The sequence below is a fragment of the Micrococcus sp. 63XJN7_8_ISO-PGPR-S23-253 genome, assembly GCF_056173425.1.
In genome coordinates, this window is record NZ_CM149673.1 from 1,106,407 (window position 1) to 1,121,417 (window position 15,011).

Here is a 15,011-nt window from a genome sequence, read left to right on the forward strand (position 1 = left end):
CTCACCTCCGGGTGCGGCGCACCAGCCAGGCGGTCACGGCCCGGCGACCCAAAAGCAGGACGCCCAGCACCCCGAGCGCCACGAGCACGAAGGACACGGGGGCGCCACCGAGGCCGAAGGCCACGCGCAGCATCATGCCGACGGCGACGGTCCCCATCCAGACGATGACTCCGTGGGGCCACACGCGAGCCCAGGTCCGGTGTCCGGAGGTCAGTCCGGTCATGAGCAGGAGACCCGCGAGGAACGGCGCCGCCGTGACCAGCAGCCCCAGCGGCCCGCGCTCCGTCGCGTGCTGTCCCTGGCCCAGAGCCACGAAGAGGAGGGTGAGCAGGAGGTCGACGGCCAGCGCCGGCAGGGCGCCGCGCGGGTCACGGTGCTCGGCGGGCACGGCACGACGGGCGGTGGGGGAGTACGTCATGCATCCAGTCTGGCCCACCGAGACGACCGGACGGAGCGCCCGGCCAGGCGCGGCACGGCGGACACGCCCTACGACAAGCCAGCACCGTTGTCAGAGGTAGACTCTCTGTATGGTGTCCGTGCATTTGGTGCCCATCCGGCCGACCGCCGCCACGGCCGACGACGCCCGACGTGTGGCAGCGGCGCTGCTCGACGATCCCCGCCCCGACGCGGCTGTGATCTCGGCGGCGTGGCGTGGCGACGAATCCGATCCGACGGCGCACGACGGCGAGCTGGCCGTCACCCTCGATGGCATGGCGGCTGCCGTGGGCCTGGCGCTGTGGGCCGTGCGGACCGGGTCCTGGGCGGTGCTGCTGGATCCGGAGGGCACCCCAGACAAAGACCCATCATTGTCGCATCTGACTCCAGCCGAGCGGCGGCGCGCCCGGCGGGCACCGGGACGGCTGGTGCTGCCGCACGGACGTCGCCCTGGCGGCGCCACAGAGGCCGGCCGAGAGGCTGACCTGCGTTGTGCAGAGGCCACCCTGCAGCTGGTCGCCACGGTGGAACGGCGCCGGTCCGGTGACCAGCATGCGGCGGGGCGGCTGGTCGAAGCCGGCGCCAGTCAGCGAGAGGCGGCGGCGGAGCTCGGGATCAGTCAGCAGGCCGTCCATTCCCGGTTGCGGCACGGGCTCTGGCACGAGAGCCGGACGGCGGTGGCGGCCGTCCTGCCGTTGCTGGAGCGGCTGTCCGCAGACCCGGGGGAGTGAACCCCGGTACGCGGCGTCGGTGCCGCCCGGCGCGACCTCCTGGGCCAGGTCCCGATGTGGCGCGTGCCGTGCAGGCGGCCGTCCGAAGGGGAGGCCAAGAACGGGCTAGTTGACATAATGTACATTATCGGCGCACGGCAGAACGGCGGACAGGGACGCCCCGCACGGCGGGTCTCGCGCGTAGCCTGGACCCATGACGATCATGACCGACCAGCGCGACCGCCCCCTGCACGCGACGGTCGCCGTCGTCCTGGCCATCGCCACGGCGGGCTACCTCGCTCCGTGGGCCGTCGCCGCCGTCCGTGGCCGTTCCAACGTGTGGGCGGTGTTCTGGGTGAACCTGCTCACCGGGTGGACCGTCCTCGGCTGGTGCATCGCGCTGTACATGTCGCTCACCAGCCATCGCCGGCTGCGCTCCTGGGGTCCGCGCGGCCTCTGACCGCGCGGACCGCCCCTCAGGAAAGGCGCGCGACGACGGCCCGCACACCGTCTCCCTCGGCGACCAGGCACCGTGGACCGTCGACGTCCGTCTCGCCCGTCTCCAGCAGCTCGACCGGCACCTCGAGCTCCCCCGTCGCATCTGCGCCGACCACGCGGAGGGTGAGATCCGGGGCGCGCGTCTCGAGGTAGGTCCCGGACTCGTCGTGCATCTCGAGTCGGGCCTGCGGGATCTCGCCGCGCACGGCGGCCGCGACGATGCGGCGCGCGTCCGGGTCGGTGGCGGCGTCCACGATCCAGCGGTGTCCCAGGACGGAGTGCTCCGCCTCGGCCACGACGTCCCCCTCGGCGGGTGCCTCGCCTCGGTAGGCGAACGCGGTCTGATAGAGCCGGTCCCCCACGCGCACGACCATCGACTCGACGCCGATCTCACCGGCGGGATCGTCGAACCGGTACGAGCCGACCTTCTCGGCGGTCACGTCCGCCGGCAGTCCGTGCGCCACGAGGCGGCGGCGGATCCATTCGGGCTTGTCCGGGTCCAGGCGTGCGGTGTAGATGAGAGCCATGCCTCGACCGTAGCCCCGACGTCGCCCGCCCGCGAGGGCCCGCCGGCCGGCGGCGCGGCTCAGCCCTGCACGGCCCGCACGGCGTGGTCCATGGCCCGGTAGGCGTCGAGCTCGCGGGCTTCGGCCGCGCCGCCGATCAGGCGCACCGCCTCCGGCGAGTAGCCCGCGGCCACGAGGTCCTCGACGAGATCCGTCTCGGACACCTGCCCGGCGCACACGACGACGTCCGTCACGTCCAGGGTCAGGGCCACGCGGGCCTCGGGGTCCTCCGGGGACGGCGCGGTCACGCGCAGGCCGTCGGGGCCGACGCCCTCGTAGGTCACACCGGAGTGCAGGTGGACCCCGTGCTGCCGCAGCTCGGCGCGGTGCACCCAGCCGGTGGTGGGGCGCAGTCGGGCGCCGATCGGTCCGGGGCTGCGCTGGAGCAGGTGGACCTCCCGCCCGGGGCGTGCCGCGGCCGGCTTCGCCAGCTGGCCCGGCGTCTCCGAGGTCAGGGCCACGCCCCAGCGGGCCCGCCAGTGCTCCTGCGTCTCGGGTGTCCCGTCCGGCCGTTCCGTGCCGGCCGCCAGGGCCTCGGCGACATCCACGCCCACGCCGCCGGCGCCGATCACCGCGACGCGCGGGCCGACGTCGACGTGCCCCAGGACCACGTCGTCGTACGCGTGGACGGCGGGCGCACCCGGCTCCCCCGTCCCGGGCAGAGCGATCGGCCGGGGCCGCACGCCGGTGGTGAGGAGCACCTCGTCGTAACCCGGCTGCCCATCGTCCGTCAGGAGTGCCTGTGCAGAGACCTCCTCCCCGGTCACGAGCGTCACCCCGGCTGCCGCCGCGCGGGCCGCCAGGTGCTCCAGCGCGGGACCGAACTCCTCCTTGCCGGGAATGCGGCGGGCGAGCCGGAACTGCCCACCGGGCTCGGCGTGCCGGTCGAACAGGGTGACCTCGTGCCCGAACCGGGCCGCACGCTCCGCGGCCGTCAGGCCCGCCGGCCCGGCACCGACCACGGCGATCCGGCGCCGGCGGCCGAGGGCCACCGGGACGGGCGCGGCGTACTCCGGCTCCGTCTCCCGCCCGGCGCGGGGGTTCATCAGGCACGAGACCTTAGCCCCGGTGAACACGTGGTCGAGGCACGCCTGGTTGCAGGCGATGCACGGGGTGAGGGTCCGAGCGCGCGGGTCGCTGATCGCGGCCATCCAGTCGGGGTCCGCCAGCAGGGGCCGGGCCAGCCCGACGAGAGCGGCGGCCCCGGACGTCAGCGCCTCCTCCGCCTCGGCGGGGGTGGTCAGCCGGTTGGAGGCGATCACGGGGATGTCGACGGCGGCGGTCAGGTCAGCCGAGGCGGCGAGGAACGCGGCGCGCGGCACGGAGGTCACGATGGTCGGCACACGCGACTCGTGCCACCCGATGCCGGTCATCAGGACGTCCGCTCCGGCGGCCTCGAAGGCTCGGGCGGTGTCCGCGATCTCCGCGCGCGTCTGCCCGTCGGGGACGAGGTCCGCCGCCGAGGTGCGCACCGAGAGCACGCCGCGCTCCCCCAGTGCCTCGCGCACCGCTGCGACCACCGCGGCCGGGAACCGGCGCCGGCGCTCGGCGTCACCCCCGTACTCGTCCGCGCGTCGGTTCGTCGCCGGGGCGAGGAACTGGTTGAGGAGGTAGCCCTCCGAGGCCATGATCTCCACGCCGTCGTATCCGGCCTCCAGGGCCAACGTGGCCGCGCGTGCGAACGCGCTCACGGTCCGCTCGATGTCCGCGGTCGTCATCTCCCGGGGCGTGTGCCGCGAGATCGGGGCTCGCACCGCGGAGGCCGAGACCAGGTCGGGGCTCGGGGCGTAGCGTCCGGCGTGCAGCAGCTGGGCGAGGATCCTGCCCCCGGCTGCGTGGACGGCGTCCGTGACGACACGATGGGCGCGCGCGTCCTCCGCGCTGGCGAGCATCCCCCCGCCCAGCGTCACCGCGCCCTCCGGGACGACGCCCAGGCCGCCGGTGACGATGAGTCCGACGCCGCCGCGTGCCCGCTCCGCGTAGAACGCCGCCAGCTGCGGCAGGTCGTCGTGGCGATCCTCCAGTCCCACGTGCATCGAGGCCATGACCACCCGGTTGGGCAGCGTGAGGGGGCCCAGAGTGATCGGCTGGAGCAGGGGCGAGACCGCGACGGGTGCAGATGTCATGCAGCTCACATTACCGGGCGGTAGCCCCCTCCTTCCAGGACCGCCTGGGGACACGCTGTGTCCGGCGCCACTGTGTAGGGCAGGATGGGGATCACACGTCGACGCGCGGCAGACCCGTCCGCGCACCCGACACGGAGGGGAGCGCACGCATGGAGTGGATCGAGGCGAACGCGGGTTGGCTGTGGCTGGTGCTGGCCGCCGGCCTGGCCGGCGTCGAGCTGCTGACCCTCGACCTCGTCTTCCTGATGATCGCCGCCGGGGCCGGCGCGGCGGGGGTGGTCGCGCTCGTTGGCGGCCCGCCCGCGCTCCAGCTCGCGGCGTTCGCCGCCGTCGCCCTGCTGATGCTCGCCGCCGTGCGCCCCGTCGCGCTGCGCCACCTGCGCAAGGACACCGGCGCCGGCGCCTCCTACCTGGACACGCTCCCGGGGCGCCGCGTCGCGGCCCAGGGAGCGATCACCGGCGACGCCGGCACGCTCGCCGTCGACGGCGACACCTGGTCCGCCCGCGTCGAGCCTGGGGCGCCCGAGGTCGCCCCCGGCGACGAGGTGACCGTCCTGCGCATCGATGGGGCCACCCTGGTGGTCCGCCCGCTCCCCCGCATCGACTGGGAGGCGGACGGCGCCTGAGCCGCCCCACGTCCTCGTTCCAACCGCACCGACCGCACCGACCCCAGAAGAAGGGACCCCGATGGAAACCCTCATCGTCCTCGTCGTCCTCGCCGTCCTCGCGGCGGTGATCGTGGCCTCCTCGGTCAAGATCATCCCGCAGGCGCGGACGGCCAACATCGAACGCCTCGGCAAGTACAACCGCACGGCCGGCGCCGGGCTGACCCTGATCATCCCGTTCGTGGACCGCATGCTCCCGATGGTGGACATGCGCGAGCAGGTCGTCTCCTTCCCGCCCCAGCCGGTGATCACCGAGGACAACCTCGTCGTCTCCATCGACACGGTCGTCTACTTCCAGGTCACGGACGCCAAGGCCGCGACCTATGAGATCGCCAACTACATCCACGCGGTGGAGCAGCTCACCACCACCACCCTGCGCAACGTCGTGGGCGGCATGAACCTCGAGGAGGCGCTGACCTCCCGCGACTCCATCAACTCCCAGCTACGCGGCGTGCTGGACGACGCCACCACGCGCTGGGGCCTGCGGGTCTCGCGGGTGGAGCTCAAGGCCATCGACCCGCCCATGTCCATCCAGGACTCGATGGAGAAGCAGATGCGCGCCGAGCGCGACCGCCGCGCCGCCATCCTCACCGCCGAGGGCACGAAGCAGGCCGCCATCCTCACGGCCGAGGGCGAGCGTCAGTCCCAGATCCTCTCCGCCGAGGGCGAGGCTCAGGCCCGCGTGCTGCGCGCCAACGCCGAGGCCGAGGCGATCGAGGTGGTCTTCGACGCCATCCACTCCGGCGGTGCCGACTCCGAGGTCCTGGCCTACCAGTACCTGCAGTCCCTGCCCAAGATCGCCGACGGCCAGGCCAACACCATGTTCGTGGTCCCCGCCGAGCTCACCCGCGCCCTGCAGGGCCTCGGTGAGGCGTTCGCCCCCGGCGACGGCGGCCGCCCCACCCCGGAGCACGCACCCCGGCGTCGGGACTCCGGGGACCGCGCGGGCGAGCCGGGAGCCGAGCACGTCGGCGTCACCCCGGAGCGCGCGCGTCGGCCGCGTGGGTCCCGTCCCACCACCGCGGACGCCCTGCGCGCCAGCGGCGTCATGGACGCGATGACCGCCGGCGCGGTGACGGCGGAGGACATGCCGCAGACCTCGCTCGACGAGGCCCTGGCCACGCCGCAGGAGATCGAGCCCGACCCGTCGGCCGGCCGCACCCCCGGCACCCGCCCGGCGGGCGAGGCCGACGGGAATGCTGTGGGACACTGAATGGTTCCATCAGTGAGGACGACCCGCCGCGCCTCGATCGGCCCGCGCCCCCGCGCGGGCCTCGGCGCGGCCTGACGAGGAGGAAACGTGAGCGATCGCAGCCTGCGGGGCATGCGCCTGGGCGCGCAGTCCCTGGAGTCCGAGGCCGGCGTCGAGCCCGCCGCCCGGCAGCGGGTGGAGTACCGCACGGAGGACGGCGAGCAGGTGTTCGTGACCTTCTCCGTGGAGGCGGACGTGCCGGCCACCTGGACCTCGAAGACCGGCAAGGAGGCGTTCCTCGTCAGCGGCGAGAAGCCGGCTGAGACCGAGGGCAAGCCCGTGCGCACCCACTGGGACATGCTGCGCGAGCGCCGCAGCCTCGAGGAGCTGGAGGAGACCTACAAGATCCAGCTCAACAAGCTGCGCGCCAGCCGCGGCGAGGAGGTCGACGCCTGAACCGCCGCTCCCCCATGCACGACGGGGCCGGATCCGCCATGGATCCGGCCCCGTCGTCGTTCGGGGGCTGTGCGCCTCAGAGGCCGAGGCGGGCGCGCAGGCCCTCCCAGCGCGCGGCCAGGCCCCACCGGGTCACGTTGACCACGGCCTCGCCGATGATGCCGCCGCTCATCTTGGACTCGCCGAGCTCACGCTCCACGAACGTGATCGGGACCTCGACGATCCGCTTGCCGAGGCGCGCCGTGCGGAAGGTCATGTCCACCTGGAACCCGTAGCCCTTGGACTCGATCGCGTCGAGGTCGATCGCACGGAGCGTGTCGGCCCGGTAGGCGCGGTAGCCCGCCGTGATGTCCGTCAGGTTGAGGCCGAGCATGATCCGCGGGTACAGGGAGCCGGCCCACGAGATCATCTTGCGGGAGGTCGGCCAGTTCACCATCTTGCCGCCCGGCACGCGGCGCGAGCCGATCACCAGGTCCGCGGTGCGGACGGCCTCCAGCAGGCGCGGCAGCTGCTCCGGCTGGTGCGAGCCGTCCGCGTCCATCTCGACCAGGACGTCGTAGCCGCGCTCCAGGCCCCAGCGGAACCCGGCGATGTAGGCGCCGCCCAGGCCGTCCTTGGTGGTGCGGTGCAGCACGTGCACCGAGGGGTCCTCGGCGGCGCGGGCGTCGGCCCAGTCGCCGGTGCCGTCCGGGGAGGCGTCGTCCACCACGAGAACGTCGGACTCCGGGACGGCGTCACGGAGTCGGCCGAGGGTCAGCGGCAGCGACTCGATCTCGTTGTACGTGGGGATGATGGTCAGCACGCGCATGTGCGGTTCTCGCCTTCCGGCCGGGGTCGTGGGGGCGGCCCGCCGGTCGGACGGGCCATCGCATCCGTTCGAGTATAGGAAGCAGAGGCCTCAGGCCGGCGTCGCGGCGTCGCGCGCGTCGCGGGCCACGTCCTCCGCGGCGATCCGGCCGTCCACCCAGGTGGCCCGCCAGCGGGGCAGGGCGGTCTCGGCGTCGAGGGCCGGCAGCAGCGGCGTGCCGGCCCGGGTGTCCGTGCTCCACGCCGCCACCCGGCCGTCCGGCGACTGCACGGCCACCGCGTCCGCGTCCCAGACGCCGAACACGGCCGGGGCCGACACGGTCAGGCGCGGGGCGACGGACAGGCCTGCCGCCGGAGCGTCGGGCAGCGCGCGCAGCGGGGTGCGGGTCGCGGCGGCGAAGGCGGAGCGGGCGGAGATGCGCTCGTCCGGGTCGGGGTGGGACAGCGCCGACCGGACGGCGGCCCACGGGTCCCCGGCCGGGCCGGCGCCCAGGCACACGGAGACGGCGTCGGCCAGCAGGCTCGCCACGGGCGCGTGCAGCACGCCGTCCGCGTCGGGGACGACGGTGGCGCTGACCCCGGCGGCGGCCAGGAAGGCGCGGTCCTCGGCGGTGACCGGGTGGGTGACCACGAGCCGATGGCGCACGCGGCCCAGGGCGGCGGTGCCGACTTCCTCCGCGACCGAGCGCAGGGCGGCCAGGGCCACGTCCTGGGCGGCGGGTCCGGCGTCCGCACCGCCGTCGGGGACGAGGTAGGCCTGCTCCCCCGCCTGGGTCGAGGCCGTCAGGAGGCCGGTGAGCGTGGCGGGGTCGGTGTCGGTCCCGACGGGCAGCCACACCCCGGCCGCCTCGGCGTCCACGCGGTCGGCGTGCCGGTAGACGACCGTCTGGACGTCCTCGTCGGCGGGCGCGGCGCCCGTGTCCTCGGGCCCGGCCAGGACCGTCACGACGGCGGTGCCGCGACTCAGCGCGTCACGCGCGTCCGCGGGCCGGGCCAGGGGCTCGACGAACACGGGCACGACGACGGCGCCGTCGAGGTCCCGCCGTTCGTCACCCGGGTCGGCCACGCGGTCCGCGGAGTCGTCCGCGCCGAGCCAGGCGATCATCCCGTCCCGGACCAGCAGCGCCTGTGCGTACGGGTCCGTCGTCGAGTGGATGATGCCGCGGGTCAACAGGTGTGCGCTCACCCGCCCACCCTAGCCCGTGTCAGTCCTCGTCTGCGCGCGGCGCCGAGGCCGCCGGCAGCGAGGTGGCCACGACGCCGCGGGAGACGAGGTCCGCGGCCCGGCGGCAGGCACGGCTGCGACGGGTGTCCCCGGGGACGTTGGCCAGCTGGTCCAGCACGTCGATGACCTGCCGCGCCCAGCGGACGAAGTCCCCCGCGGCGAGGTCCGCGCCCTCGAGGGTGCGGCGCAGGGTGGCCCCCCGCACCCAGCGGTGCATGGGCGCCACCAGCCCGGGGTCCGTCCGGGGCGTCGGCTCGAGCCGTGCCTGGGCCTCGTCCGTGCGCAGGCGCTCCTCGATGCGCTCGGCGGCCTCCGCGACGCGCGCGAGCCGAGGGGTCGGCATCGGGACCAGTCCGGGCTCGGTCTCCCCCTTGCCCTGGTAGACGAGCAGCGCGGCGACGGCGGCCCACTCCTCCGGCGTCAGGCCGTCCGTGGCCGGATCCTGCAGCACCAGCGAGGTGAACAGGTCCCGCTCGCCGTAGATCCGGCGCAGGGCCTCGCCGCGCTCCGTCAGCGCCGCACGGGGCGAGGACGCGTCCTCCTGGACGTAGCCGTAGGCGCGCAGCAGACCGACCACGCGGTCGAACGTGCGGGCGATGGTGTTGGTGCGGCCCGCGATGCGCTCCCGCAGGACGGAGACCTCCCGCCGCATGGCCCACCAGCGGTCGCCCCAACGGGCGTGGTCCTCGCGGTCCTGGCAGCCGTGGCACGGGTGGCGGCGCAGTGCCCGGCGCAGCTCCTCGACCCGGGGCGCGGCCGGGTCCTCCCGCAGACGGAAGCCCGCCGTGCGGCGGCCTCCGGCGGGCGGGCGGCCCGTGCGCACGGCCTCGCGCATGAGCGCGGCGACGTCCTTGCGCTGCGCGGGCGTCTTCACCTGCACCACCTGGGGCAGGGCGGCGCCCGCCACCGGCTCGACCGGCCCGGCGACGTCGTCCACCGTGATGCGGCGCAGCTGCGCCTTGTCCGTGACGACGCCGACGCGCGGATTCTGGGGGTTGCCGGCGGGGAACACGACGACGGCCCGGCCGAGCGAGCGGCCGGCGTCGAGCTCGACGACGTCCCCGACCGCGAGGTTCGCGAGCGAGTCCTTCACGGCGGCCAGGTGGGCTCGACGGCGTCCCTGCGAGCCGGACTTCTCCGCGGCCGCGAGCTCCTTGCGCAGGGTGAGGTACTCGGCGAAGTCGCCGAGGTGACACTGCATGGCCTCCTCGTACTTCTCGAGGCTCGCCTGCTTCGAACGGACCTCGCGGGCCAGGCCCACCACGGAGCGGTCCGCCTGGAACTGGGCGAACGAGGACTCGAGGATGCCCCGCGCCCGCTCCGCGCCGACCTGCGCCAGCAGATTCGCGGACATGTTGTAGGTGGGTCGGAACGAGGAGCGCAGCGGGTACGTGCGGCGTGAGGCCAGGCCCGCGACGGCGGCCGGGTCCAGCCCGGGACGCCACATCACCACGGCGTGGCCCTCGACGTCGATGCCGCGGCGGCCCGCCCGGCCCGTCAGCTGGGTGTACTCCCCCGGCGTGATGTCGACGTGGTTCTCGCCGTTGAACTTGACCAGCTTCTCGATCACCACGGAGCGGGCCGGCATGTTGATGCCGAGGGCGAGGGTCTCCGTGGCGAACACGGCCTTGAGCGCGCCGGCGGCGAACAGATCCTCGACGGCCTCCTTGAACGGGGGCAGCATGCCGGCGTGGTGGGCCGCGAAGCCCCGGGACAGACCGTCCCGCCACGCCCAGAACCCGAGGATCTCCAGGTCCTCGACGGGCAGCAGGCGCGCCGCCTCCTCGACCCGCTCGGCCACGAGCGCCTTCTCCCGCGCCGTGGTGAGGTCGAGCCCGGCCCGCAGGCACTGCTCCACGGCGGCGTCGCAGCCGGTCCGCGAGAAGATGAAGGTGATGCACGGCAGCAGCCCGTCGCGGTCCAGGGCCCGGATCATCTCCGGACGCGACGTGGACAGCCGCGGTCCGCGCCGTGGGCCGCCGTCGTGACCGCCCGGCCGACCGGAGACCGGCCGCTCCCGGTCCAGTGCGGACGAGCCGGTCCGGCCCCGACCGCCGTCGCGACCCGTGTGCCGGCCGCCCCTGGCCCGCCCCTTCGTGCCGCCCCCGCGCCCGTCGCGGTGCTGCTGCCGCCCGGGGCGCCCCCAGTCGGCGCGCTGGAACCGGCGCTCGGCCTCCTCCCCCAGGCGCTTGAGCTCGGGGTTGAGCAGGGCCTCCCCGTCCCGGTCCGCAGTGTCCTCGAAGGCGATGTCCTCGGCGAACAGGTCGTAGAGCCGGCCCCCGGCCATGACGTGCTGCCACAGCGGCACCGGCCGGTGTTCGGAGACGATCACGGTGGTGGCGCCCCGGACCGTGTCGAGCCAGGCGCCGAACTCCTCGGCGTTGGACACCGTGGCGGACAGGGAGATCAGCTGCACGTGCTCGGGCAGGTGGATGATGACCTCCTCCCACACCGGGCCCCGGAACCGGTCGGCGAGGTAGTGGACCTCGTCCATGACGACGAAGCCGAGGTCGATGAGGGTGTCCGACTGCGCGTACAGCATGTTGCGCAGCACCTCGGTGGTCATCACGACGACGGGCGCGTCCGGATTGACCGAGGTGTCCCCCGTGAGCAGGCCGACGTTCTCCGCGCCGTGCACGCGGGCGAGGTCCGCGTGCTTCTGGTTGCTGAGGGCCTTGATGGGGGTGGTGTAGAACGCCTTCGTGCCGCGGGCCAGGGCCAGGTGGACGGCGAACTCGCCGACCACCGTCTTGCCGGCGCCGGTGGGCGCCGCGACGAGGACGCCGTGGCCGTCCTCGACCTCGGCGCACGCGCGGCGTTGGAAGTCGTCGAGGGGGAAGCCCACGCGGGCGGCGAACCGGCCGAGCTCGGAGCCGGCATGGTGCCGGGCCGCCCGGGCACGGGCGTAGCGCTCCGCCGGGCTCAGCTCGGGCTCGTCGTGCGGGGTCGCGGACGCGGGGTGGTGGGCCATGGCCCCACCCTACTGGCGGGTCCGGACACCGTCGTGGTCGTGCATCCGGGCGGGCGGGCCGCGGCGGACGCCGCTCAGATCTGATCGAGCGGCTTCGGGCCTGCGGCGAGCTCCGCCTCGACGTCCACCTCGCGCTGCCCCGAGCGGCGGGCGCGACGACGGTCCCCCCACAGGCACAGGGCGATGGCCACGCCGAAGAGGACGACGAGCGGGATGGCCATGTAGAACATGGAGATGGCGTCCGCACCGGGGGCGGCGATCGCGGCGATCAGCATGATCACGAAGACGGTGATGCGCCAGTGGTGGACGATCGTGCGGCCCGGCAGGATGCCGAGCATGTTCAGTCCCACCAGCAGCACCGGCAGGACCATGGCCACGCCGAACGCGAGGTAGAGACGCGTGACGAAGCTGATGTACACCGACGCCGTCGGGAGGATGCCGCCGCCCTCGGGGGTGAATCCGCCGAAGAACTGGACGGCCTGCGGCATCACGAGCCAGCCGAGCGCGAGGCCGAACACGAACAGCGGCACGGCCGCCGCGATGAAGCCGAGGGCGTACTTCTTCTCGGACTTCTTCAGTCCGGGCACGATGAACGCCCAGATCTGGTAGAGCCACACCGGGCTGGACAGGATGAGGCCGACGAACATGCTGATCTTCAGCATGATGTCGAACGGCGAGGCGACGGTGTCGTACGCGATCGCCGCCGTGTAGCCCTGCTCGGACAGCTCCTTGATCGGCCGGTACAGCTCGGCCATGACCGGCTGGTAGACGAGGAACCCGATCACCATGCCGACGGCGACGGCGAGCGCCGACTTCAGCAGTCGGTTGCGCAGCTCCGTGAGGTGCTCGCGCAGCGGCATCTCGCCGGTGGGGTTGTCCCGCCGCTTCCGGCGGCGCCGGGTGCGGCGGGCGACCTCGTCGACCTCGGTCATCGGGTGGGAGTCCTTCCGGCTCAGCGCGGGTCGCGCGGGTCGGTCTCGTCACGCTCGACGACGCGGCCCTCGACCGGCTCGTCCGCGGCGGTGGAGCCGGCGCCGGAGCGCTCGTCCGTCGTGCCCTTGCCCTCGGTGCGCATCTGCTTCACCTCGGAGGAGAAGATGCGCATCGACTGGCCGAGGTTGCGGGCCATCGCGGGCAGCTTCGGCGCCGCGAAGAGCAGGATCGCGAGCAGGATGATGATGACGAGCTGCCAGCCCTGGAGTCCAGCCATGATGAGGGGTCCTTTCGATGGGGTTCCGGGGTCCAGGCTACCGCGCCGGCAGTGCCGCGAGGGCATCGTCCAGCGCGTCCGCCACGGACGCCCGGAGGTCGGCGGGGGCCAGCACCTCGACGGCGCCGCCGTGGCGTCCGACCAGCGCGGCGGCCACGCCGGCGTCGGTCAGATGCACCCGGGTGAGCCGGTCGCCGTCGGGCAGGTCGGCCTGGGCGTCCGGGCGGTAGCCGGCGGCCGCGTCGCGGACGGGGTGGGCCCAGCGCAGCAGCACGGGCACCCCCGCGGCGTCGTCGGGATGGACCCGCCAGCGCGCGGGCCGGGCCCGGGGCGCGAACGTCTCCCCCGTGGGTGCGGGCGCGCTGATCCGGTCCACCCGGAACACCCGGTGGTCCTCGGCGCGGCGGCACCACGCCTGCAGGTAGAGGCGCGCCCCGTCCTGCACCAGGGCCAGCGGCTCCACGTCCCGCTCGGTGAGGGCATCGGCATGCACGGAGCGGTAGGTCAGGTGGACGACGGCCCGCTCCGCCACGGCGGCCAGAAGGGTGCGCACCGTCGCGGGGTCCACGGCCACGTCCCAGTGGGCGGCGACGGCGACCGGGGGCTCGCCGGCGGTGTGCGCCTCGGCCTCCTGGAGGGCGGCGTCGTCCGCGTCGTCCGCGTCCGGGGCCCCCGCGTCCAGGACCGCGGCGCGGATCCGGCGCTGAGCGGACCGGGCGGCCTCGCGGTCGGCCTCGTCCAGCACCGGCAGGTCCGCGACCGTCTGCAGGGCGGCGACGAGGCTGTGCGCCTCGGGGCGCGTCAGCCGCACGGGGCCGGCCAGGTCGGCGGCGCGCTCCACATGGACGCGGCCGCCCACCTCCGCCACCTCGAACTGGAAGCCGGGGAAGTCGCGCTCGGGCATGCCGCAGTAGCGCAGCGTCTCGAGGTCGGCGTCGAGGCGCTCGTCGGTGATGCCGAGGCGGGCGCGCAGCTCCGCCCGGTCCACCCCACCGGCCCGGTTGGCCAGCCCCACGATGTCCAGCAGGCGGCCCACGAGGTCCTCGCTCGAGTCGCGGGCGCGGCGCCGGACGGGCGCGGCGAGCGCCACCTCGAGCAGGGCCGGGTCGGCGGGGCCGGCGTGGGCCTCCGCCGCGGCGGCCAGGCCCGCGCGGACGCGGTCGGTCAGGTCCAGGTGCGCGGCCGAGGGCACGGCGCAGCCCAGCAGGCCGCCGATCTCCGCGGCGAGGCCGTTCTCGCGAGGCCCGGCGGGGGCCTCCCAGAGTTCCCAGTCGGGTCCCGGTGCGGCACCGTCCTCGACGCGGGGCTCGGCGGGCTCACCGACCGCGCGGACGCCCTGGCCCCGGCCGGGCGCGAGCCACACGCGGACCCGCTCGGCGTCGGCCTGTCCGGCCAGGCGCGCCACGAGGTCGGCATGGTCGTGGTCCTCGGGACGGCCGGGGGCGTCCGTCGCGCGCTCGAGGCGGCGCGGCTCCCCCTCCATCCGGGTGAGCCGGAAGCTGCGCTCGGCGGCGCGGTCGAGGTCCCAGCCGGTGAGGTACCAGCGGCCGCGCACGAGGGTGAGGAACCAGGCCCGCACGGTGCGCCGGGTGGCCCGCCCCCGCGCGTCGCGGTAGGGGAAGCGCAGCACGGCCTCGTCGGCCACAGCCTGGGTGAGGGCCTCGAGCCGGGGGTCGGCCCGGGGCATGAGGGTGTGGTACCCGGCCAGCTCGTCGTCGCCCGTGAGGTCGGTGGCGGGCTGGAACAGCAGGCCCACGGCGCGGACGACGTCGGCGCGCAGCGGCGAGTCCCCCCACAGGCGCCGCGCCCGCACGAGGGCGCGGCGCTCGTCCACGGTGAGGTCGAGGTCGCGCAGCAGCAGTGCATCGCGGACGACGCGGTGCCGCACCCCCGCCTCGCCCTCGTCGAAGCCCGCGGGTTCGAGCGTCTCCAGCGTGACCCCCACGGCGCGCAGCACGCGGCGGTCCCGCTGGAAGAGCTTCTCGAAGGCGGCGTCCGTGAGCCCCTCATAGCCGACGACCTGCCGTCGGATCCGATCGCGCTCCAGGCCCTGCGGCGCCGAGAGCAGCAGCCACAGCAGCGAGATGATGCGTTCGGCGGCCTCGTCGCCGGCGCGCCGCGGGGCGGGTGGGGTCACGGGCGGGCGTCCG

The 15,011-nt window shown here is 74.8% G+C and carries 14 protein-coding genes; 5 read left to right on the forward strand and 9 right to left on the reverse strand.

Going from position 1 to position 15,011, the window contains the following annotated elements; all coding sequences use genetic code 11:
* Position 1 precedes the first annotated feature (1 nt).
* Positions 2 to 418, reverse strand: coding sequence for a DUF3054 domain-containing protein (locus AC0VX4_RS05085; protein ID WP_475464655.1), 417 nt, complete (start codon positions 416 to 418; stop codon positions 2 to 4).
* 109 nt (positions 419 to 527) lie between these two features.
* On the opposite strand from AC0VX4_RS05085, the gene AC0VX4_RS05090 reads away from it, so the two are divergent.
* A complete protein-coding gene (locus tag AC0VX4_RS05090) occupies positions 528 to 1,166 on the forward strand; it encodes a hypothetical protein (RefSeq protein WP_098471717.1) in 639 nt (212 codons plus the stop codon).
* A 193-nt stretch (positions 1,167 to 1,359) separates the two neighbouring features.
* Positions 1,360 to 1,605 (forward strand): superinfection immunity protein, encoded by a 246-nt coding sequence (locus tag AC0VX4_RS05095; RefSeq protein ID WP_144823997.1) that lies wholly within the window; start codon positions 1,360 to 1,362, stop codon positions 1,603 to 1,605.
* Between the two features lie 16 nt (positions 1,606 to 1,621).
* On the opposite strand, the gene AC0VX4_RS05100 is transcribed toward AC0VX4_RS05095, so the two are convergent.
* Positions 1,622 to 2,170 (reverse strand): maltokinase N-terminal cap-like domain-containing protein, encoded by a 549-nt coding sequence (locus AC0VX4_RS05100; RefSeq protein ID WP_002854518.1) that lies wholly within the window; start codon positions 2,168 to 2,170, stop codon positions 1,622 to 1,624.
* 59 nt (positions 2,171 to 2,229) lie between these two features.
* On the reverse strand, positions 2,230 to 4,335 hold the full coding sequence (locus tag AC0VX4_RS05105) for an NADPH-dependent 2,4-dienoyl-CoA reductase (RefSeq protein WP_144823999.1): 2,106 nt from the start codon (positions 4,333 to 4,335) through the stop codon (positions 2,230 to 2,232).
* A 149-nt stretch (positions 4,336 to 4,484) separates the two neighbouring features.
* Here AC0VX4_RS05105 and AC0VX4_RS05110 point away from each other — a divergent pair, with 149 nt between their 5' ends.
* The 3 genes from AC0VX4_RS05110 (at position 4,485) to AC0VX4_RS05120 (ending at position 6,648) form a co-directional block, all read left to right on the forward strand.
* Positions 4,485 to 4,961 carry an NfeD family protein gene (locus tag AC0VX4_RS05110; protein WP_123243835.1) on the forward strand — a complete coding sequence of 159 codons (477 nt, stop codon included), beginning with the start codon at positions 4,485 to 4,487 and terminating at the stop codon, positions 4,959 to 4,961.
* A gap of 61 nt (positions 4,962 to 5,022) precedes the next feature.
* Positions 5,023 to 6,213, forward strand: a complete 1,191-nt coding sequence (locus tag AC0VX4_RS05115) for an SPFH domain-containing protein (RefSeq protein WP_098471713.1) — start codon at positions 5,023 to 5,025, stop codon at positions 6,211 to 6,213.
* A gap of 87 nt (positions 6,214 to 6,300) precedes the next feature.
* On the forward strand, positions 6,301 to 6,648 hold the full coding sequence (locus tag AC0VX4_RS05120) for an RNA polymerase-binding protein RbpA (RefSeq protein WP_060774975.1): 348 nt from the start codon (positions 6,301 to 6,303) through the stop codon (positions 6,646 to 6,648).
* A gap of 76 nt (positions 6,649 to 6,724) precedes the next feature.
* Here AC0VX4_RS05120 and AC0VX4_RS05125 read toward each other — a convergent pair whose 3' ends face one another.
* The 6 genes from AC0VX4_RS05125 to AC0VX4_RS05150 form a co-directional block, all read right to left on the reverse strand.
* Positions 6,725 to 7,456: a polyprenol monophosphomannose synthase gene (locus tag AC0VX4_RS05125; protein WP_036315073.1), complete on the reverse strand. Its 732-nt coding sequence runs from the start codon at positions 7,454 to 7,456 to the stop codon at positions 6,725 to 6,727.
* A 90-nt stretch (positions 7,457 to 7,546) separates the two neighbouring features.
* A complete protein-coding gene (locus AC0VX4_RS05130; RefSeq protein ID WP_144824001.1) occupies positions 7,547 to 8,641 on the reverse strand; it encodes a hypothetical protein in 1,095 nt (364 codons plus the stop codon).
* Positions 8,642 to 8,660: 19 nt separating this feature from the next.
* Positions 8,661 to 11,651, reverse strand: a complete 2,991-nt coding sequence (locus AC0VX4_RS05135; RefSeq protein WP_098471710.1) for a DEAD/DEAH box helicase — start codon at positions 11,649 to 11,651, stop codon at positions 8,661 to 8,663.
* 74 nt (positions 11,652 to 11,725) lie between these two features.
* Positions 11,726 to 12,583 carry a twin-arginine translocase subunit TatC gene (tatC, locus tag AC0VX4_RS05140; protein WP_098471709.1) on the reverse strand — a complete coding sequence of 286 codons (858 nt, stop codon included), beginning with the start codon at positions 12,581 to 12,583 and terminating at the stop codon, positions 11,726 to 11,728.
* A 20-nt stretch (positions 12,584 to 12,603) separates the two neighbouring features.
* The gene (locus AC0VX4_RS05145) at positions 12,604 to 12,861 is read right to left on the reverse strand and encodes a twin-arginine translocase TatA/TatE family subunit (RefSeq protein ID WP_002855080.1); all 258 of its coding nucleotides are present in this window, start codon (positions 12,859 to 12,861) and stop codon (positions 12,604 to 12,606) included.
* Between the two features lie 37 nt (positions 12,862 to 12,898).
* The gene (locus tag AC0VX4_RS05150; RefSeq protein ID WP_475464656.1) at positions 12,899 to 14,998 is read right to left on the reverse strand and encodes a helix-turn-helix transcriptional regulator; all 2,100 of its coding nucleotides are present in this window, start codon (positions 14,996 to 14,998) and stop codon (positions 12,899 to 12,901) included.
* Positions 14,999 to 15,011: the final 13 nt, after the last annotated feature.

Excerpts from the sequence above, each read along its gene's own strand:
- AC0VX4_RS05085 (WP_475464655.1), bottom strand. The coding sequence starts at position 418 with ATGACGTACTCCCCCACCGCCCGTCGTGCCGTGCCCGCCGAGCACCGT.
- AC0VX4_RS05090 (WP_098471717.1), top strand. The coding sequence starts at position 528 with ATGGTGTCCGTGCATTTGGTGCCCATCCGGCCGACCGCCGCCACGGCC.
- AC0VX4_RS05095 (WP_144823997.1), top strand. The coding sequence starts at position 1,360 with ATGACGATCATGACCGACCAGCGCGACCGCCCCCTGCACGCGACGGTC.
- AC0VX4_RS05100 (WP_002854518.1), bottom strand. The coding sequence starts at position 2,170 with ATGGCTCTCATCTACACCGCACGCCTGGACCCGGACAAGCCCGAATGG.
- AC0VX4_RS05105 (WP_144823999.1), bottom strand. The coding sequence starts at position 4,335 with ATGACATCTGCACCCGTCGCGGTCTCGCCCCTGCTCCAGCCGATCACT.
- AC0VX4_RS05110 (WP_123243835.1), top strand. The coding sequence starts at position 4,485 with ATGGAGTGGATCGAGGCGAACGCGGGTTGGCTGTGGCTGGTGCTGGCC.
- AC0VX4_RS05115 (WP_098471713.1), top strand. The coding sequence starts at position 5,023 with ATGGAAACCCTCATCGTCCTCGTCGTCCTCGCCGTCCTCGCGGCGGTG.
- AC0VX4_RS05125 (WP_036315073.1), bottom strand. The coding sequence starts at position 7,456 with ATGCGCGTGCTGACCATCATCCCCACGTACAACGAGATCGAGTCGCTG.
- AC0VX4_RS05135 (WP_098471710.1), bottom strand. The coding sequence starts at position 11,651 with ATGGCCCACCACCCCGCGTCCGCGACCCCGCACGACGAGCCCGAGCTG.
- tatC (WP_098471709.1), bottom strand. The coding sequence starts at position 12,583 with ATGACCGAGGTCGACGAGGTCGCCCGCCGCACCCGGCGCCGCCGGAAG.
- AC0VX4_RS05145 (WP_002855080.1), bottom strand. The coding sequence starts at position 12,861 with ATGGCTGGACTCCAGGGCTGGCAGCTCGTCATCATCATCCTGCTCGCG.